Raw genomic sequence first — 19,498 nt, forward strand, 5'->3', positions numbered from 1 at the left:
ATTATCTTTTTCTTTATAATATTTTTTAAGGTATTTTGGTAAATGTAAAAGGAATTTTGAATTAGTTGTAGAATGTAAAAAAAAGGAAAAGTGGATTTGCGTTATTTAAAATGTCATATAAACGGTTAGAAAAGTTTCCTGTGATTGATATAATAGAGTATATTGAATAGATAGAGTTAAAATAATGATCTATAGAATGATATGTCTCGATAGGCGTATTGGATATTTTGGAGGTGTCTTATGGAGATTATTTTGTATGTAAGTGCGGCAATTATTGCGATTGCTTTTCTCGTGCTTGTTATATATGTAGCGAAGACATTAACATCGCTGCAAATCACGTTAAACAGCGTTGCACATACATTAACTGGATTAGAGAGTCAACTGAAGGGAATTACGACAGAAACAACAGAATTATTACATAAAACCAATGCTTTAGCAGAGGATTTAAAGCAAAAATCAGAAAACTTAAACACAGCTGTTATTGCTGTGAAAGAAGTTGGCACGTCAATCCAAAGCTTCAATACTTCTATTCAGAAGGTTTCGAATAAAGTGATAACCGAGATCGACAACAACCAAGAAAAAATTTCACAAATCGTGCAGTGGGGGAATATTGCCTTAGAGATGCGCGATAAGTGGAAGGCGAGAAGGCAACAACCAGAATCGTCGAATGAACAAGAAGGAAAAGAAGCATCCCAAAAAAGAAGGTTTTTACGAGCAAGATCATAATTTTTTAAAATTGAAAGGAGAATGGCTATGACTCAGAAAGAAGTTCAAAAAACGTATGAGGAAGATCGCAACTCCATCAATTCAAAAGATTTTATTATCGGTGCTTTAATAGGCGGTATGCTTGGTGCAGCAACAGCTCTATTTGTTGCTCCTAAGGCAGGCAGAGACTTAAGAAACGATATTACTGAGCAAGCTAGGGTAATATCAGAAAAGACAGGAAAACTCCGTCAAGATCTTACAGAAACCGCTAAAGAAAAGAAAAACAATGTAACTGAACTTGTCACAAGCAAATCATCAGCCATAGTTGGCAAAGTGAAGAGCTTAAGGGCAGAGAAGGCGGTAGAAGAGCTTGAAGTTGAAGCAGGGGAAAGCGAACCCGCAGCAACGAGTGAGGCGGATATTGCAAGTACACTTGAAGAAGAGGTACAAATAAAGCTTGATGAAGCACAACAAGCCTTTGATGAAACGGAAAAAGAGCTTCAATCTTAAAAGTTGAATCATTTGTCAGATAGCGCGGTGAAGTGGTACGATAACTTCACCGCTTTATTATGAAATATGAAGAAATGAAAGGGGTTCATTCAACAATGACATTAACGAAAATTGAAACAGAAGAGCAATTTAATGAGCTACTTCAAAACGACACGGTATTATTTTTTAAACATAGCTTAACGTGTCCAGTAAGTGCAGAGGCATTTGAAGAATATCAAACCTTTATTGCTGAACACTCACAATTAGCGACAGCCTACTTAGCTGTACAGGAAGCACGTCCGCTTTCTAACTATATTGCTGAAACATTTGATATTAAGCACCAATCTCCACAAGCGATTTTCTTTAAGCAAGGAAAACCAACATGGAATGATTCTCATTGGAGAATTAAAAATGAGTCTTTAACAGAAAATTTACCGAAGTAAGTCGTGAAAAAGGTTGATTCAAGCGCTTTTGAATCAACCTTTTTGCGTTTCGCTATTATAGGACGTTTTGACTTTTGGCTTCATGAAACGGAGGAGAAGACGAGTGTTCTTCAAGCATCATTTGATTTAGCAGCTTTAGTGAATAGCAGTTAAATCAATGAGTGTGTAGTTGTCAGCTAACCAAGGCACCTCCGCTTTTCTTATTGAATCATTGTTGGCCAAAGAATTTTTAATTGGTCTCCAGGTGCTAATGTTTCATGGAAGGTTGCTTCTTGATTATTCTTAATTAAAATAAACCGACTGGAAGCATGTTGCGGCATATCGATATTCACATGTCGGAACAAATCTTGAAAGATAAACGGTTCCAGTTTATGCTGCACATAACTTAAGCTTTCTCCAGCTTGAATGGTATCAGACAGAGATAATCGTGTTTCTCCGCGATAAAATTCCACTAAAGTTTTTGTTAAGATGACTTCATTTCCGTTAAATGTAATCGGAATAGAGTAAGCTAGTTGAATATTTAGCGCTTCGGCTAACTTGGACAGTGTTACTGGTTTAGGCGGCAATACTTTAATGATGTCGCCACTTTCAAAACTAGTTCTTTCTTTTACTTCTATGTTATTTTTATAAATACATCCTTTAATGCTAGGAGCTTTATGTATTTTTTCGTTTAATTCAATTTGAAACGGCTGTATTAAGCGCAGTAACTCATGTAATTGCAATGCTTGCAATAGTTCTTCAATTATTTCTGGGATTGAGCATGTAATAACATCATGATCTTCGATGAATTCTGTTCTCGTCACAATCGATCCATTTCTTGCAATGGTTGCTTCTATTATATAGGTCACGCCGTTTATCGTTACTTTTTTACTTGGTATATGATCAATCAGGTCATGAATACATAATGTAGCCGTATGGCCATCTTCTCCTTTTGTCACTTCGATGATATCTTCGTTTTTGACTGCTGCATCAAGGGCGACTTCTACTCCGTTTAATAAAATTTTCGGAGGAGTTCCATGTTCACCAGGTATGGTAATTTGCTGTCCATTAAAGTGCACGATTTTAGCCATTCCAGGCTTTCCATATAGTTTATTCAACTTAATACCAGCAGTAAGCAAGCAATCAGAAACGTTTGTTTGTTCCATATCAAATAGACGGATAGGCAGTCCGTTTACGAGAATGCTCATATATTGAATGGGGCTTTTATTCGCTGCAATAGCAATGCCAATCGGCGTGACAAGCTCAGGCCCTTTGTGTACATGAGCAGAGAACTGTACATGTTGTATCGCTTCAATTCTGCGGATAGCGACGCGATTTTCTGGTAAAGCCAGTCGTTTAGCGATGAGTTTTGTTAGTTCAGGTGTTTGACTGCCTCCGCCCACAAGCATGACAGCTTTAGGTACCTTCCCATTATTTAATTCAAGAATTTCTTGACTAATAGAATCAGCCAAACGATTTAGCGCAGGCTGAATATTGTGAATGATTTCTTCTTTGGATACATCAACCTGAAAGCCAAGAATATCCGTCACTGTAATCACATCATTCGTTATAAGCTTCCGTTTCGCTTCTTCTGCAAGTGGAAAGTCGAGTAATAAATGGTCGCTAATCGCTTCCGTAATCTCGTCACCAGCGATTGGTACCATTCCATAGGCAATGACTGTGCCTGAATCTGTTAAAGCAATATCGGACGTTCCCGCGCCAATATCAACCAGTGCTACATTTAAGCGGCGCATAGATGGTGGAATCAAAACATTGATAGCGGCAATTGGTTCGAGTGTTAAAGCTTGCATTTCTAAATCAGCTCGTTTTAAAGCTGCAAGCAAAGATTCAATGACCACTTTTGGAAGAAATGTTGCAATAATTTCAACAGATGCTTCTTCACCAGTTTGGTCGATTAAGCTTCCAATCTCTTGCCCATCTAGTCGATAATATAAAACGGAATAACCAACACCGTAATAAGTAGAATTGGTTTGATTCTTTTGAGCTACTAAATGTTGTGCCTCTTGAACGGCACTGAATTCGAGGTGAAGAATATCTTCACGTGATAGCATAGGCTTTCCTTTAATAGTAACAGCTATTGCCGCTTTTTCTGTTTTGAGCGCTCGTCCTGCTGCCGCAACAGACACTTTCTTTAGAGGTCCATGTTTTTCTTCGAGTTGCTCTTTAATTTGTTGAATGATTTTGGCAACGGCCATGACATCATGAATCTGTCCGTCCAGCATTGCTCGTTCTGCATGTTCTTGTGATAAAATATCAATAATTTTATAGCTTTCTGATAATTTTTCTAATATAATGCCTACAACAGACCTTGTTCCAATATCTAGGGCAAATAATGTTTCTGTCATATAGCTAACACCTTCTTTTGTGAAAATCAGTCTTTAATGCTTAAAAGCGTTCAATTAATAAAGTAAAAATTAAGTGACATTTAGGTTTTTATCATTTATAATAATTTCAATTATACATGAAATATGGCAAAATATATGAAGAAAATAAGGCTGGATAACAATGAGTTAAAATTTTCGAAATCCTATGATGATTAAGAATAATTGGACCAGTGCTAATTTTAAAAACGAAAGGATGGATTTGTAATGAGCAACAAGGAGCTTGACGTACTACGTGATCAACTAGACGATATTAATCTTCAGTTATTACATCTTATTAACCAACGAGCTGAACTCGCTCAAGAAATTGGCCGAGTAAAAGAAAAGCAAGGTGTAAATCGTTACGATCCAGTTCGTGAAAGAAAAATGCTAGATCTCATTGAAGAAACACATGAGGGACCATTAGAGCTTGCGTCTATTAAGCATATTTTTAAAGAAATTTTTAAACTTGGATTAGATATTCAAGATGAAAATAAAAAGAAAGCCTTGCTTGTGTCTAGAAAGCAAAAACAGGAAGATACAATTATCAATTTAAATGGTGAATTAATTGGTAATGGCGTTCCAAGTTTTGTTTTCGGACCTTGTGCGGTTGAATCGTATGAACAAACAGCAGCCGTTGCAGCAGCAATTAAGGCGAAAGGTTTAAAGTTAATGCGCGGTGGTGCATACAAGCCACGTACATCTCCATATGACTTCCAAGGACTTGGCCTTGAAGGACTTCAAATTTTAAAAAGAGTTGCAGATGAATACGGCTTAGCGGTTATTAGTGAGATTGTAAGCACAGATGATATTGAAACGGCACTTGATTATATCGATGTGATTCAAATTGGTGCTCGTAATGCACAAAACTTTGACTTGTTAAAAGCGGCTGGTTCAACGAAGAAGCCTGTTCTTTTAAAACGCGGTATGTCAGAAACAATCGATGAATACATTCATGCTGCGGAATACATTATGGCACAGGGAAACAGCAATATCATTCTTTGTGAACGCGGAATTCGTACGTATGAGAAAGCGACAAGAAATACGTTAGATATTACAGCTGTACCGATTTTAAAACAAGAAACGCATTTACCTGTATTGGTGGATGTAACGCATTCAACAGGACGTCGTGATCTTTTACTTCCGGCAGCAAAAGCAGCACTTGCTATTGGAGCAGATGGAGTGATGGCTGAAGTGCATCCAGATCCAGCTGTTGCCTTATCGGATTCAGCCCAGCAAATGGACTTGAAGCAATTCGATGCATTCTATGATGAAATTAAACGTTTAAACTGGATGACGGTTTAATAGAAAATAGCAATGAGTAAGGTCCTTACTACTTACAGTAAGGGCCTTTTTTAGATTGTTAGGGTGATAAACTTTGGTTTCTTACGGAATAAACCAAAAATCAACTAATAGGAGCTTTAAAAAGGATAAAGTAATTGCAGGAAAGAAACGTCTATCGTATGATAAATATCATAATAGGATTGATAATTTGCGCACTTTATTTGTGCATTTATTCACATAGTTCAAGAACTAAATAAATATGTTTAGATACAGATAAAATGAAAATCAAAATAATTGTAGTCTTTAATGGAGAAAATAATTGAAATGGAGGAATGGGATTATGAATAATGTAACCATTTATGATGTAGCCCGCGAAGCAAATGTTTCTATGGCGACGGTTTCTCGTGTAGTAAATGGCAATCCAAATGTAAAACCAGCCACAAGAAAAAAAGTATCAGATGTTATTGAACGCCTAGGATATCGACCGAATGCGGTAGCAAGAGGGCTTGCGAGCAAGAAAACGACGACAGTTGGTGTGATTATTCCTGATATTTCAAGCATTTTCTTTGCTGAGTTAGCAAGAGGAATTGAAGATATCGCTACGATGTATAAATACAACATTATTTTAAGTAATTCGGATGAAAATAAAGATAAGGAATTTCACTTATTAAATACGATGTTAGGGAAACAAGTTGATGGCATTGTGTTTATGGGCAGTCATATTACAGACGAGCATGTGAAGGAATTTAAAAATTCGCCGGTACCAATTGTTCTTGCCGGTTCAATTGAAGAAGAGGCGAAACATCAAATTCCGTCGGTAAATATTGATTATGAAGCAGCAGCGTTTGATGCCGTGTCAGCTTTTGCTGCGAAAGGGCACACACGCATTGCTTTTGTTTCAGGTAATCTGACTGATCCAATTAATATTCAAAAAATAGCAGGTTACAAACGCGGCTTACAAGAAGCAAACATTACTTTTGATGATGTACTTATTGTCGAAGGAGACTATACCTATAATTCAGGTATTGAATGTTTTGAAAAGCTTGTAGAAGTAGCGGATAAGCCGAGTGCTATTATTGTAGCAGCAGATGAAATGGCGCTCGGTATTGTCCATGCAGCTCAAGATAAAGGTTTGCATGTGCCTGACGATTTTGAAGTTATTAGCTTCGATAACACACGCTTAACTTTAATGGTGCGTCCACAAATTTCAACAATTGTTCAACCACTTTATGACATCGGTGCCGTAGCGATGCGATTGTTAACGAAGTTGATGAACAAGGAAGAAGTTAATGGTTTAGATAATGTTATCCTGCCACATCGAATTGAAGAGAGACAATCTACAAAATAAGCTGTTAGGAAATCGCGCATATATTAAAAATCAGTAAAAAGCACTCGGAACGTCCGAGTGCTTTTCTATTTGTTACAAGTTTAAAACTGATTCGTAGTTTGCTGAGATGAGCGAATCGGGTGCAGCGCCTTAGCTAATGTTTGAGCGTTTTTTTCTGTAATATCTGCTTTTCGCGGAATCGGCTCATAGATGTCGTCCATATCGTCCCATTCGCTTGGAAGTAGTTCTTCAGATTCCGGTTGCCAACGATTAATCCAGTCTTTTGGAAGAGGACCGCTATTGTTTGAATTATTCGTCATTTCAAGCCAGACGAGCGACCAAGCGCGAGGGACAACACGATAAATATCGTAACCGCCGCCGCCAACTGCAATCCAGCGTCCTCCGCAATATTTGTGAGCAAGTTCATGTGCGAGTTTCGGAATCTCTTTATATATCTTCATTGTTCCTGATAGATGTGTTAACGGATCGTAATAATGGGAATCTGCTCCATTTTGAGTAAGGATGACATCTGGTTTAAAGAAGTCCATAATTTCCCTCAATGATGTGCGATAACAATCAAGCCATGATTCATCTTCTGTGAAGGCATCGACTGGTATATTGAAGGAATAACCATAGCCCTTTCCTTGACCTCGTTCATTTATGTTTCCGGTACCAGGAAATAAGTAGCGTCCTGTTTCATGAATGGATAGTGTACATACATTGGAATCATCATAAAAGGACCACTGTACACCATCCCCATGATGGGCATCGGTATCAACATATAAGACACGTGCGTTATACTTTTGTTGTAAATATTTAATAGCAACGGAACAGTCGTTGTAGACACAGAAGCCTGATGCTTTACCGCGAAAGCCATGATGCAAGCCGCCGCCCGGATTGAATGCGTGCAGGGCGTGTCCTGTCATAACAGCATCAACAGCTGTTAACGTACCGCCTGTAATAAGTGCGCTTGCTTCATGCATATTTTCGAAAATCGGTGTATCGTCTGTGCCGATTCCGTAGTTTTGTGCGATTTCTACTGATAGCCGCCCTTGACCTGCAAGTTGGACGGCTTGGACATATTGAGCATCATGAACGAGCTCTAATTCTTCAATGGTGGCCATTCGTGGTTGAATAATTTGTCTATCATTTATCGCTCCATGTTTTTGTAATAAATCAAGTGTTAACTGTAGCCGCTTTTGATTAAATGGATGGTCTTCCCGGAATTTATACGTTAATAAATCTTCTGAATGGATATATAGTGCATCCTGAATCATAGGAATTGCCCCGATACAGTTGGCCAAAGGACTTCATAGCCTTCTTTTCGTAAATCCTCTACCACGATAAATGGATTAATCGTTTGAGCGCGAACGACGAGTATTTGAGATGTATGATCAGCTTTCTCTGGATAGATGAGTACGCTATGTATATTTACATTTCGCTTTTTGAAAATACCGTAAATGTCATAGAGGATGCCTGGTTTATCCGGAATCTTAATTTCAATTTGTGAACCGGGTTTATTGGCTCCCGTTAATTCGATAAAGGATTGTAATAAGTCTGAGCTTGTTATAATTCCTACTAGTTTCTTTTCTTTTACAATCGGAAGGCAGCTAATATTGTTTTCACAAAAAATAGCACCGATTTCCTCTACAAAGTCGAGTGGATGGCCCGAAATAATATTTGTTTTCATAATCGAACTAATCGGTTTGTATAAATCTTCTTTAAACTCTTCGGTGCGAAAGATGGATGGAGTAGCGTCTCTAAGATCGCGGTCGCTTACTAAACCAATTAGATAATTGTTTTGATCGACAATTGGAATGTGGCGGATTTTTTTTTCGTTTATAAGTAAGAGCGCGCTGTAAATGGTATCTGTTGGGGCTAGAGTCATAACATTTTTGGTCATCATCTTTTCAACAATCATTGTTCTTCCTCCTCTTAAATCACCGTATTAGTACATAAAGCGGTTCATAAAGCGTAGCCGATCAAATGTTTGAACAGATTTTGGCGGGATATTTTTTCCGATTCTTGCCATGAGGCAGTTGGCAGGATGTGAGCAAATTTCAGGGTCATCGGTTGCAAAATAGGTAAGCCCTCCTGCACTCATCATCTTTTCCATCATTCTTCGATAATCCCATATGTTTAATCCGGTTCCTTTTAAATCCCAATGCCAATAATATTCTGTGGTAATGATAATATAATTTTCCATCTCCTCATCCATCATAGCTACACGTAGCAAATTTTGAGCGACAGATGCACCGCGAAATGAAGAAATGACTTCAACTGCTCCAAGTTCAATTAAATCATCCATCTTAATTTCCGACCAACGCTCTAACGGGTCAGGGTATAAGAAGGTTACATAGCCGACAATTGTGTTTTCATGACGCGCGATAATAATGCGTCCTTCTGGTAAACTAGCAATCTCTATTAAGGCTTTGTGCTGTTGCAATGGAGGGCGAAAAGCAACGAGGTCTTCATGAAAGTGAAGGGAACTTAGTTGTTCGGCGGAAACAGGTCCTTCGATAAGCAATGTACCATTTGTTGTTTCTAACTCCTTCGCATAGTAGGTTTTTGTATGCCTCATTTATTCACCTCCTTTAAAAAAGCTCTGTTAAATGGTGTTATTAATTTTGGGAATCAACAATATTCATTAACATCGCTTTTAAAAATTACATTCTTGAAATATTATACATGAAAAATAGTATGTAAATTTTATAAGTTTAGCAATTATTTTTTATTTTTTTCACTTTTTTACAATTTTTATAAAACTATTTCATACTTAACAGCCATGTAAGGTTTTTATTGATGGAAGTTTCACTTCTTTTTCTCTAACTTATAGAAATAAATCATGATAAACGTAATATATATGAAATTATGAAACGTTAATACAGGGAGGTTGCATGATATTGAAAACGTTGCCAATAATAGCGGGTGAATTTAATTTACAAAATTATGATGAAGTGTACAAGCAGTTTGATTGGTCGGATGCGGAGCGAGCTTTTTCCTGGTTTGAAACAGGGAAGGTAAATTTGGCTTATGAAGCGATAGACCGGCATGCCAACACTTCTAAGAAGAATAAAGTTGCCCTTTATTATAAAGATGATGTGCGAAATGAAAAATATACATTTAAGGAAGTACAGCAACAGACGAATAAAGCAGCGAATGTACTTAAAGGTGTAGCAGATATAAAGAAGGGAGATCGTGTATTTATTTTTATGCCTCGCTCTCCAGAGTTGTATTTTGCTTTAATTGGTGCGATTAAGCTTGGGGCAATTGTTGGTCCCTTATTTGAAGCATTTATGGAGGGAGCTGTTCGAGATCGCCTGTTAGATAGTGAAGCAAAGGCGATTGTCACAACGCCTGAGCTATTACCACGTGTGCCAGTTAAAGATCTTCCACACTTGCAATATATCTTTTTGGTAGGAGAGAATATTGAAGAAAAAGATAAATGTTATGACTTCAATAAAAGAATGAAAGAAGCAGATCGTCAGTTTGATATTGTTTGGGTAGAAAAGACAGATGGGCTTACGCTTCATTATACGTCAGGATCGACTGGGAAGCCAAAAGGGGTTCTCCATGTTCACAATGCGATGATTCAGCATTATCAAACAGTGAAATGGGTACTTGATATGAAGGAGGAAGATGTTTATTGGTGTACAGCTGACCCAGGCTGGGTTACAGGGACTGCTTATGGAGTTTTCGGACCGTGGCTTACGGGCACTTCCATTGTAGTCGCAGGAGGCCGTTTTAAACCAGAGTCGTGGTATAAGATTATTGAGGAGTTTGGAGTGTCAGTTTGGTATAGTGCCCCAACGGCTTTTAGGATGCTTATGGGTGCTGGTGATGAGATAGTGAAGCAATTTGATTTAAGTTCGCTGCGACACGTACTTAGTGTAGGAGAGCCGCTTAATCCAGAAGTTATTCGATGGGGGATGAAAGTATTCGAGCGTCGTATCCATGATACTTGGTGGATGACGGAAACAGGTGCACAATTGATTTGTAATTATCCTTGTTTGGAAATTAAGCCAGGCTCGATGGGGAAACCAATTCCGGGAGTGAAGGCAGCGATTATTGATGACCAAGGACGGGAGCTGCCGCCGTATCGAATGGGGAATCTTGCTATTAAAAAAGGTTGGCCAGCTATGATGGCGACAATTTGGAATAATCAACAAAAATATGATTCTTATTTTTTAAAGGAAGATTGGTATGTATCTGGAGATTCTGCTTATATGGATCAGGATGGCTACTTCTGGTTTCAGGGACGTGTCGATGATGTCATTATGACTTCTGGTGAACGTGTTGGACCATTTGAGGTCGAAAGTAAATTAGTCGAACACCCAGCTGTTGCGGAAGCAGGGGTAATCGGAAAGCCTGATCCAGTTCGTGGTGAAATCATTAAGGCGTTCATTGCTCTTCGCGATGGTTATGAACCTACTGAGCAATTAATCGAAGACATTCGTCAATTTGTTAAGTTAGGTCTTGCTTCACATGCAGCACCGCGCGAAATTGAATTTCGCGATAAGCTACCGAAAACTCGGAGTGGAAAAATTATGCGTCGTGTTTTAAAGGCTTGGGAACTTGATTTGCCAACGGGCGATTTATCTTCGATGGAAGATTAAAGTACGAAGCTAACAGTTCTATTTAATTTAGAGGAGAACATGAAGAAAGAGGCATCCTAATGGATTAGCCTCTTTCTTCATGTTTTATCCCACACTTAACGGGCAGTAAGACCCCCACCTCAAGATTCAGAGTGAACAAGGAAGATAGGTGGGGGACAACTGCCCGTAAAGGTCCGAATGGTTCAACTAACCATGAGTGGGGGATGAAGAAAAAACCCCACTCATGGAAGTTTCACTTTATTCTGTAGGTTCTACAGGTTTTGTTTGTGAATCAGCCGGTTTAGTGGATTCAGGTGTTTCTTCTGTTTCCTCTGTTTCCTCTGTTTGGTTTGGAGCTGCAGGCTTCGTCGTTTCTTGATTCATTTCCTGGTCAGCTTCTGCGTTCGGCTTTTTAGTTGAATCTGTTGATTCTTGCTTTGGTGATGTTTCCTCTGGTGTTATTTCCTCAGTTTGTTGTGTTTCTGCTTGACTTTGGACACCTGCGGCTGATCCCCCAGACTCCTTGCCGACGATATCAACCGCTGTTACATAATAGGAACCGCCGCGAGAAATCGTAAAGGACATAGAGACATTCGCATGAAGACTGCCTACTTTTTTACCGTTGCGATAAATTCGATAGCCGACTACATCTTCCTCAGGATGTTGACTCCAGACAAGAGCGTTCCCTTGAACACTGACGCTAGGTGGAGCTGGTGTTTTACCATTATCGTTTAACTTAGCTGTTGCTGCAGCGACTTCATTCGATGGTCCGCTAGTTGGAAGAAGGCTGCTTCGATCTATTACATATTTAAAGCCCGTGCTTTCAAGAAAATCTGGGCTTAGCATCATGCCGCCGCTTCTAAATTCACTTGGTGTTTGAGGAAGAGCTGCATAGCGTTTTGCCCCTACTTGAACATATTGGCCATCTGTGAAACTATTATCAATTTTGGTTGGTACATGTTTAGCAATGAAAAGATCTGTTCTGACGAATCCTGCTTTTTGACAAGCTTCAGAAGCTAGTAATCCGGAAACAGCGCAGAATGAGCGACTGACAATTCCGCTTGGCATTTTAAAGCTCTTCTCTGGATCAACAAGTTTCGGTTTGACTTGATAAGCAGCATTCATAAGATCTGCCCAATAATATAGGTTTCGTTTATTATATTCAAGGCCATTATACAAACCTTGTAATGATTTAGGTGTATCATAGCCAATCCATGTTCCAAATGTGACATTCGGGTTAGTTGCAACAAACCAAGCATCTCCAAAATTTTGAGATGTCCCGGTTTTACCTGCCCAATCACTAGAAAAAGCAAGGCGATTACGGACAGAAGTCGCTGTTCCGTTTGAGATGACATCGCGCATCATATCAATCGTTAAATAAGCGGTTTGAGGTGAAAAGACATCGACTTTCTTTGGTTTATGTTCATAAACGACCTTACCATCTTTTGTGACAATTTTATCAATCATATAAGCATCGATAAATTTTCCACCGTTTGCAAAAGTTGCATAGGCATTGACGTTCTCTTCAACAGTTACTCCTTTTTCTAAAGCACCGAGTGATACAGATAGATTCTCATAATCGGCCTTTGCTAAACTGGAAAATCCCATTTTTTCTAAATATTTAACAGGATTTTGATTAATAATACTTTTATAAAATAAAGCAGTTGGTACGTTATATGACTTCACGAGTGATTCACGTGCGGTTGCCACGCCGCTATAACCGCCGCCGCCGTAGTTACCTGGTCGCCATCCATTGATTGAAACAGGTGCATTCGCTGCTACACTCCCTGGAGAAATCTTCCCAAGTTCAATACCTGGTGCATAGACTGCTAATGGTTTCATCGTTGAGCCGTTTGAGCGAATAGCTGCTGTCGCATGATTTGTTTGTTCACGATTAAAATCGCGCCCGCCGACAAAGCTGATAATTTTACCTGATTTATTTTCAATCAATATTGCTCCAGCTTCTACTGGTTCTTTAACGATTTTCTTTTCTTGCGTCTCTGAATCCGTTACTTCTTCCGTTTTATCGTATCCGAAGTTTGGGTAATTTTTTGTTGCTTCCTGCATGTTATCGTAAATTTCTTTATCAATTGTTGTATAAATTTTGTAGCCATTTTGGCGTAAATTTCGATCAGCTAATGTAACATATTGTTGATATAAATCTTTATCTTTTTCCAAGTCGCTTTCTTCATACCCATCGTCTTTAGCTAAAATCGTAGTAAGAATTTGAATAGAGCGTTTTTCAATTTCAACCGTCAACCAAGGATACTTTTCAGACGGAAGGGGCTTCTTGCCGATAAAGTCTTTTGTAATATCATAGGCTATAGCTTTTTCATATTCTGCTTGTGTAATAGACTGGTTATCTCGCATTCGTTTTAACACCGTTTTCATACGTGAAACTCCAGAAGTTAAATCCTCTTTAAGCGTTCCTTGTTGTGTATACGGAGTATAGCCAAATGGGCTTTGAGGTAAACCGGCAATAAACGCTGCTTGTGGGAGTGTTAAGTCTTTTGCATCTTTTCCAAACAATCCTTCAGCGGCAGACTGTACACCAGCAATATTCCGTCCAGAAGAGTTGCGTCCGAACGTTGAGACGTTTAAATAGGTTTCTAGAATTTCATCTTTTTCAAAGAATTTCTCGACTCTAAGTGCGAGTAGAATTTCTTTTGCTTTTCGATCGAATGATACTTCATCCGTTAACACTTGGTTTTTAATCAGCTGCTGTGTTAATGTACTTCCGCCGGATTGAATAGGGGCATTTGTAAATTCTTGATAAATTGCTCGTAAAATTGCTTTTGGTACAACCCCTTTATGCTCATAAAAATATTCATCCTCAGTCGCAATCACTGCTTTTTTTAAATCGTCAGACACGTTTTCAATGGGCACTTCAATCCGCTCTAAATCAGATTTAAGTTTTCCAAGATAGACGTCGTCTGCAAAATACACTTCCGATGTTTCTTCATAGTTGTAAATTTCTTTTTGTAGATTTTCTTTTGAACGTACTGGTTCGTCTTTTACGAGGGCTGCAAAATAACCAGCACCGACTCCTCCAGCAAAAGAAAATCCAAGAATACCAACGATGATAAGAAGGAGTGTTAAGTTCCAAGTTACTAAATAACTGACTCTCGCTGCTTTTTGTGTTCTTTTATTTTTTAAGAAGTATATAAACCTCTTCCATCCATCTTGATTATTACTCATCGTATCTACCCCCTAAAATCACCTAATATTATAGCACACAATCAACTGTTAAACGGACAATATTCAATATGTTGGTAATATGTGGATGATTGGCGGGTTGACATCGAATGAAATATATGATAAAAATTCATTTATATAAATGCTTAAAGTGATGATAGGATTCAGTAGTCAAGCTATCCCTGTGTTAGAGAGCCGATGGTTGGTGCAAATCGGTACATATAGTGAGATGAATTACTCCCTGGAGCAGTTGCTGTGAACATTGAAGTAGCAGGAATCGGGTTGCGACCGTTATTCGCATTAAGCGGAGGATTTTTTTGCAGTCCTCAAGTTGGGTGGTACCGCGAATATAATTCGTCCCTTCATGTATATGAAGGGGCGTTTTTTGTTTGTTTCAAAAAGGCGTATGTTAAAAGATGTGCGAAACTATGGTTTTGTATAAACAGAAGCAATCGCTAACAAATCTTTATAACAGGGGCTTCATAAAAAGGAGGAAAAAATAATGGATTTATTACAAGATCTCAAGTGGAGAGGAATTATGTACCAACAAACAGATGAAGAAGGGATGAAAGAGCTGTTAGAGAACGAGAAAATCTCTCTATACTGTGGAGTTGATCCGACGGCTGATAGTATGCATATTGGGCATTTATTACCGTTTTTGACATTGCGTCGCTTTCAACAACATGGTCATCGTCCGCTTGTATTAGTCGGCGGAGCAACTGGTCTAATTGGTGACCCGAGCGGGAAGAAGGAAGAGCGTTCGCTGCAAACACTAGAAAAAGTGTTACATAATGCTCGTTGTTTACAAGGCCAACTCCAAAGTATCTTCAGTTTTGAAGGGGAAAATGGAGCGGTGATGGTCAATAACTATGACTGGATTGGCAAAATTGATGTGGTGACATTCCTTCGAGATTATGGGAAGTACATCGGGGTGAATTATATGCTTGCAAAAGATACAGTTGCGTCTCGTCTTGAAACAGGGATTTCATTCACAGAATTTGCATACACGATTTTACAAGGACTAGATTTTAATCATTTGTACGATAACTATAATTGTAAACTACAAATTGGCGGCAGTGACCAATGGGGGAATATTACAACAGGTTTAGAAATGATTCGTAAAGCACATGATGAAGAGACTAAAGCTTTTGGAATGACCATTCCGCTTGTAACAAAAGCGGATGGAACAAAGTTTGGTAAAACAGAAGGTGGGGCAATCTGGTTAGACCCGGAAAAAACAACTCCTTATGAGTTCTATCAATTTTGGATTAACACAGCCGATGCAGATGTCGTGAAATATTTAAAATACTTCACATTTTTATCTCATGAAGCGATTGAAGAATTAGCACAAGCAGTTGAAACAGAGCCGCATTTACGTAAAGCACAAAAAGCGTTAGCGGAAGAAATGACACGTTTAATTCATGGTCAAGAAGCGTTAGATCAAGCGATTAAAATTTCTGCTGCATTATTTAGTGGCGAGGTGAAGAACTTAAGTGCAGCTGAAATTAAAGTCGGTTTTAAAGATGTCCCAAGCTATGTGCGTGAAAGTCAGGAAGAAATGAGCCTTGTTGATTTAATCGTGGAAGCGAAAATTTCGCCTTCGAAACGTCAGGCGCGTGAAGATATTCAAAATGGGGCAATCTCTATTAATGGAGAGAAGATAACGGACTTAGCGTATGTAGTGACAGAAGTGGATAAAATCGAAGGAGAGTTTATGCTCATTCGTCGAGGGAAGAAGAAATATACGTTAGTAAGATAAGTGAATAATAATAGAAGAAAGCCGGCCAAATAGGGCTGGCTTTTTGAATAGCAGAAATAGTATTTCCTAAACATAGGCTATGTTAAATATAATAAAGTGAAACTTCCATTAGTAGGGGTTGTTGCCCATTAAGTGTGGGATAAAGCCTGATAATAAAAAAAGCGGCTCCATCTGAGAATGGAACCACTTTTTTGCTATTAACGAGAGTAGAACTCAACGATAAGAGATTCGTTAATTTCAGCAGGTAATTCAGAACGCTCTGGTAAACGAGTGAAAGTACCTTCTAATTTGTCTGCATCAAACGTTAAGAAATCAGGTACGAAGTTATTCACTTCAACTGCTTCTTTGATAACAACTGCATTACGTGATTTTTCACGAACAGCAATTGTTTGACCAGGAACAACTTTGTAAGATGGGATATCAACGCGTTTACCATCTACAAGAATGTGTCCGTGGTTTACAAGTTGGCGAGCCGCACGACGAGTACGAGCTAAACCAAGACGGTATACTACGTTGTCAAGACGTGATTCAAGAAGAATCATGAAGTTTTCACCGTGTTTACCTTGAAGCTTACCAGCTCTATCGAATAGGTTACGGAATTGACGCTCAGTTACTCCGTACATATGACGAAGTTTTTGTTTTTCTTGTAATTGTAAACCATATTCAGAGATTTTTTTACGTTGGTTAGGACCGTGTTGTCCTGGAGCGTAAGGGCGTTTTTCTAATTCTTTACCAGTACCTGTTAAGGAAATTCCTAAACGACGAGATAATTTCCAGCTTGGACCTGTATAACGAGCCATAAGATGACTCCTCCTTTAAATGTTTTTATTTGGGTAAAATAAAAACCGTGTGAATAAACGATCATGGACATTTTGTTTTCATGTACCATCGCCCTAGCAGCTAAGGGTTACGCGATACACCTCTATATAGAGAGGAACAAAATGAAAGCACAAAGGCTATCACATAGGCTGCAATATTTTACACAAAGAGTATTGTATAATATTAAATATTTTAAGTCAAGGTTAGTTTGTTCCTAGTAAAAGAGATTGTGAAAAAAATAAGGCGATTCAAACTGAAAATGCACGAAATATTTAGGGTTTATTCATTTTATGCGGAAATTTTATTTTAAACTAGTTATAATTAAACGTATACCAATTGTGTCTAAAGTCTCTGTTTAAGGGAGATTAGTAGGTATTTTGTGGATTTATTGTAGTCTATAAATACTATTTTAGTTACTGGTTGGATATGTACAGGTGGTTTAGCAAGAAGGCAGGCTCTTGAGTATGGGGTTCTGTAAAAATAAAGTGTTACTTAGGGATGATGGACTATGAGTAGTAAAATAACTCAATTATTAAATGAATTACGTGTTCTTTTCTTTCATCGGATAAGTGATGTGGATGATGACATGTATTCCACTGCATTTATACAGGATGTATTATCGATAACGAAAGAGTTATTACGTATGGGGGAAGTAGCTTACTTTAAGTATGACGATTGGACGCAACAATTCTATATGGAAGCTACGACTGGAGCTTTTCAAAAATCAGTGCTAGCTGCTTCTGATACGTTAATCACACAATGGAATCAAAATGAAGGATATATTGTGCCAGACCAGTTGGTGATGGAAATTGAAGGTTTTCAAGCTTTTATTTCTTTTCATGTTGATCATCAGATGGTAGGGTTAGTTGGATTTAAGGAAAAAACCTCCAGCACATTTTCGTATCTGCAGGAAGATTGGCTTACATTCTCAAAAGAGTTTGCTACGATTATGGAAACGGCTCTATGTATTGCTAAAACGAAGCATAAGGAACAGCGATATAAACAATTGTATCGGGTAACGGAGCAGTTTCACTCTTCTATGAATATGACAGCTGTATTAGGAGAGGTCATTTCTACTTTACAGAATGTATATCCAACTTTTGATTATTATTTATTTCTGTCCCAAGATAGCTATGGACATGGGAATTTGCCTGTTAAAGAATTAGATTATAATAGTGAAAATGTTGTAGCGATGCAGGCTTACTTGACTGGAAAGTTACAATTTGAGGACGAGTATACAGAGCGGCATTCTATTTTATATGCCCCGCTATTAGGAAAGCAGGGGGTATATGGAGTCTTGCAGATTATCGCCCCTGATAGCTTGTTATTTCCACCAAGTGAACTCGACTTTATTACCTTGTTGGCGAATACAGCTGGGAGTGCAATCGAGAATGCCCAACTGTATCAACAATCTAAACGGCTTGTCGCGGATTTACAGTTGATTAACGAAACGTCACATTATTTGAACTCTAACACGTGTTTAAATGACACAATTCAATTTATGAAGCGACAAATTATACAATCTTTTCAAGCGAATCAATCAGGTTTTGTTTTATTATCCAATGATGGAGCATTGCAATTACTTCCCGAAAGTTCAAGCTTTTTTGAAACAAAGGATGCACAGGCCTACCTCGCCTTTTTAAAAAGGAAGATGGAAGAGGAAAAAGAATCACAATTTATTAGTGATGTAACGGTTTATATTAAGGAAGAGGATTTAGAGTATCGTTCGTTAATGGCCGTTCCTATGATGGAAAATAGCATTCTTAGAGGGTTTGTGGTCGTTTTGCATAAAGAGCCGTACTTCTTCTCATTTGATATGTTTAAACTGTTCCAGTCGCTGATTCATCATTCCAGCATAGCAATGATGAATTCCATTCTTCGAGAAGAATTAGAGAAAATGGTTATTACAGATTATTTAACCCAGCTGCATTCTCGAAGCTATCTTGACCAGCAAATGTGCGAATCGATGATTACAGATGATCAAGGCACGTTTATTTTAATTGATATTGATAATTTTAAAAAGGTTAATGACACATATGGCCATCAAGTGGGGGATGAGATTCTTATTCAAGTAGCTAAAGTGATTCAGCGTAATATTCGAGATACGGATATAGGAGCACGGTGGGGCGGTGAAGAGCTCGCGGTGTATTTGCCAAAAGTGGATTTGCTTATTGGTTTGCGGATTGCAGAACGAATTAAGGATAAAGTAGCTGAGCAAACTAATCCAAACATAACGATTTCATGCGGTGTGTCATACTGGTCGAAAGAACGATGCAATAATGTGGAGGAATTATTTAAGCGAGCAGATAAGGCACTATATATTGCTAAAAATACTGGGAAAAATAAAGTGCTCCTTCAGCAGTGCGATTGTTAATTACTACATACAACAATAAAACAGACCTATTCGCTTAGCGAATAGGTCTGTTTTATACAAATATCTGTTTATCCCACACTTAACGGGCAGTAAGATCCTTCACCTCAAGCTTATGAGGAAACGAAGAAGTTAGGTGGGGGACAACTGC

Annotated in this window: 15 protein-coding genes and 1 other annotated feature; of the genes, 9 read left to right on the forward strand and 6 right to left on the reverse strand. The window is 38.3% G+C overall.

What is annotated here, in order from left to right; all coding sequences use genetic code 11:
- The first annotated feature begins 240 nt into the window (after nucleotides 1–240).
- The 4 genes from V7068_RS10245 (at nucleotide 241) to V7068_RS10260 (ending at nucleotide 1,790) form a co-directional block, all read left to right on the forward strand.
- Nucleotides 241–726 (forward strand): DUF948 domain-containing protein, encoded by a 486-nt coding sequence (locus V7068_RS10245; protein ID WP_499712629.1) that lies wholly within the window; start codon nucleotides 241–243, stop codon nucleotides 724–726.
- Between the two features lie 27 nt (nucleotides 727–753).
- Complete coding sequence (locus V7068_RS10250; protein WP_499712630.1) at nucleotides 754–1,215, forward strand: YtxH domain-containing protein; 462 nt, start codon at nucleotides 754–756, stop codon at nucleotides 1,213–1,215.
- A 95-nt stretch (nucleotides 1,216–1,310) separates the two neighbouring features.
- Entirely contained in the window at nucleotides 1,311–1,637 is a 327-nt protein-coding gene (gene ytxJ / locus V7068_RS10255) for a bacillithiol system redox-active protein YtxJ (RefSeq protein WP_127761671.1), read from the forward strand.
- A 3-nt stretch (nucleotides 1,638–1,640) separates the two neighbouring features.
- Entirely contained in the window at nucleotides 1,641–1,790 is a 150-nt protein-coding gene (locus V7068_RS10260; protein WP_499712631.1) for a hypothetical protein, read from the forward strand.
- A 47-nt stretch (nucleotides 1,791–1,837) separates the two neighbouring features.
- Here V7068_RS10260 and V7068_RS10265 read toward each other — a convergent pair whose 3' ends face one another.
- On the reverse strand, nucleotides 1,838–3,982 hold the full coding sequence (locus V7068_RS10265; RefSeq protein ID WP_499712632.1) for a cell division FtsA domain-containing protein: 2,145 nt from the start codon (nucleotides 3,980–3,982) through the stop codon (nucleotides 1,838–1,840).
- A gap of 243 nt (nucleotides 3,983–4,225) precedes the next feature.
- Between V7068_RS10265 and V7068_RS10270 the strand changes: the two genes are divergently transcribed.
- Entirely contained in the window at nucleotides 4,226–5,302 is a 1,077-nt protein-coding gene (locus tag V7068_RS10270) for a bifunctional 3-deoxy-7-phosphoheptulonate synthase/chorismate mutase (protein WP_499712634.1), read from the forward strand.
- A gap of 319 nt (nucleotides 5,303–5,621) precedes the next feature.
- Nucleotides 5,622–6,629, forward strand: a complete 1,008-nt coding sequence (ccpA, locus tag V7068_RS10275) for a catabolite control protein A (protein ID WP_499712635.1) — start codon at nucleotides 5,622–5,624, stop codon at nucleotides 6,627–6,629.
- Nucleotides 6,630–6,709: 80 nt separating this feature from the next.
- Here the strand turns inward: ccpA and V7068_RS10280 are convergent, their stop codons facing one another.
- The 3 genes from V7068_RS10280 to V7068_RS10290 are packed head-to-tail and all read right to left on the reverse strand — an operon-like array spanning nucleotide 6,710 to nucleotide 9,189.
- Nucleotides 6,710–7,885: an acetoin utilization protein AcuC gene (locus V7068_RS10280; protein ID WP_499712636.1), complete on the reverse strand. Its 1,176-nt coding sequence runs from the start codon at nucleotides 7,883–7,885 to the stop codon at nucleotides 6,710–6,712.
- Entirely contained in the window at nucleotides 7,882–8,529 is a 648-nt protein-coding gene (locus V7068_RS10285; RefSeq protein WP_499712638.1) for an acetoin utilization AcuB family protein, read from the reverse strand. The genes V7068_RS10280 and V7068_RS10285 overlap by 4 nt, the downstream gene beginning before the upstream one ends.
- 27 nt (nucleotides 8,530–8,556) lie before the next feature.
- Nucleotides 8,557–9,189 carry a GNAT family N-acetyltransferase gene (locus tag V7068_RS10290; protein ID WP_499712639.1) on the reverse strand — a complete coding sequence of 211 codons (633 nt, stop codon included), beginning with the start codon at nucleotides 9,187–9,189 and terminating at the stop codon, nucleotides 8,557–8,559.
- A 316-nt stretch (nucleotides 9,190–9,505) separates the two neighbouring features.
- Here V7068_RS10290 and acsA point away from each other — a divergent pair, with 316 nt between their 5' ends.
- On the forward strand, nucleotides 9,506–11,224 hold the full coding sequence (gene acsA, locus V7068_RS10295; RefSeq protein WP_499712641.1) for an acetate--CoA ligase: 1,719 nt from the start codon (nucleotides 9,506–9,508) through the stop codon (nucleotides 11,222–11,224).
- Nucleotides 11,225–11,461: 237 nt separating this feature from the next.
- Here the strand turns inward: acsA and V7068_RS10300 are convergent, their stop codons facing one another.
- Nucleotides 11,462–14,401, reverse strand: coding sequence for a transglycosylase domain-containing protein (locus V7068_RS10300; RefSeq protein ID WP_499712642.1), 2,940 nt, complete (start codon nucleotides 14,399–14,401; stop codon nucleotides 11,462–11,464).
- A 142-nt stretch (nucleotides 14,402–14,543) separates the two neighbouring features.
- Nucleotides 14,544–14,763, forward strand: a binding site (T-box leader).
- A 137-nt stretch (nucleotides 14,764–14,900) separates the two neighbouring features.
- On the opposite strand from V7068_RS10300, the gene tyrS reads away from it, so the two are divergent.
- Nucleotides 14,901–16,157 (forward strand): tyrosine--tRNA ligase, encoded by a 1,257-nt coding sequence (gene tyrS / locus V7068_RS10305; RefSeq protein WP_499712643.1) that lies wholly within the window; start codon nucleotides 14,901–14,903, stop codon nucleotides 16,155–16,157.
- Between the two features lie 197 nt (nucleotides 16,158–16,354).
- Here tyrS and rpsD read toward each other — a convergent pair whose 3' ends face one another.
- A complete protein-coding gene (gene rpsD, locus V7068_RS10310; RefSeq protein WP_127761659.1) occupies nucleotides 16,355–16,957 on the reverse strand; it encodes a 30S ribosomal protein S4 in 603 nt (200 codons plus the stop codon).
- 527 nt (nucleotides 16,958–17,484) lie between these two features.
- Between rpsD and V7068_RS10315 the strand changes: the two genes are divergently transcribed.
- Nucleotides 17,485–19,350, forward strand: a complete 1,866-nt coding sequence (locus tag V7068_RS10315) for a sensor domain-containing diguanylate cyclase (RefSeq protein WP_499712644.1) — start codon at nucleotides 17,485–17,487, stop codon at nucleotides 19,348–19,350.
- Nucleotides 19,351–19,498: the final 148 nt, after the last annotated feature.

The sequence above is a fragment of the Bacillus sp. JJ634 genome, assembly GCF_036962285.1.
GTDB classification, from domain to species: Bacteria; Bacillota; Bacilli; order Bacillales; family DSM-1321; genus Peribacillus; species Peribacillus asahii_A.

Excerpts from the sequence above, each read along its gene's own strand:
- V7068_RS10245 (WP_499712629.1), top strand. The coding sequence starts at position 241 with ATGGAGATTATTTTGTATGTAAGTGCGGCAATTATTGCGATTGCTTTT.
- V7068_RS10250 (WP_499712630.1), top strand. The coding sequence starts at position 754 with ATGACTCAGAAAGAAGTTCAAAAAACGTATGAGGAAGATCGCAACTCC.
- ytxJ (WP_127761671.1), top strand. The coding sequence starts at position 1,311 with ATGACATTAACGAAAATTGAAACAGAAGAGCAATTTAATGAGCTACTT.
- V7068_RS10265 (WP_499712632.1), bottom strand. The coding sequence starts at position 3,982 with ATGACAGAAACATTATTTGCCCTAGATATTGGAACAAGGTCTGTTGTA.
- V7068_RS10270 (WP_499712634.1), top strand. The coding sequence starts at position 4,226 with ATGAGCAACAAGGAGCTTGACGTACTACGTGATCAACTAGACGATATT.
- ccpA (WP_499712635.1), top strand. The coding sequence starts at position 5,622 with ATGAATAATGTAACCATTTATGATGTAGCCCGCGAAGCAAATGTTTCT.
- V7068_RS10280 (WP_499712636.1), bottom strand. The coding sequence starts at position 7,885 with ATGATTCAGGATGCACTATATATCCATTCAGAAGATTTATTAACGTAT.
- V7068_RS10285 (WP_499712638.1), bottom strand. The coding sequence starts at position 8,529 with ATGATTGTTGAAAAGATGATGACCAAAAATGTTATGACTCTAGCCCCA.
- V7068_RS10290 (WP_499712639.1), bottom strand. The coding sequence starts at position 9,189 with ATGAGGCATACAAAAACCTACTATGCGAAGGAGTTAGAAACAACAAAT.
- acsA (WP_499712641.1), top strand. The coding sequence starts at position 9,506 with ATGATATTGAAAACGTTGCCAATAATAGCGGGTGAATTTAATTTACAA.
- V7068_RS10300 (WP_499712642.1), bottom strand. The coding sequence starts at position 14,401 with ATGAGTAATAATCAAGATGGATGGAAGAGGTTTATATACTTCTTAAAA.
- tyrS (WP_499712643.1), top strand. The coding sequence starts at position 14,901 with ATGGATTTATTACAAGATCTCAAGTGGAGAGGAATTATGTACCAACAA.
- rpsD (WP_127761659.1), bottom strand. The coding sequence starts at position 16,957 with ATGGCTCGTTATACAGGTCCAAGCTGGAAATTATCTCGTCGTTTAGGA.
- V7068_RS10315 (WP_499712644.1), top strand. The coding sequence starts at position 17,485 with ATGAGTAGTAAAATAACTCAATTATTAAATGAATTACGTGTTCTTTTC.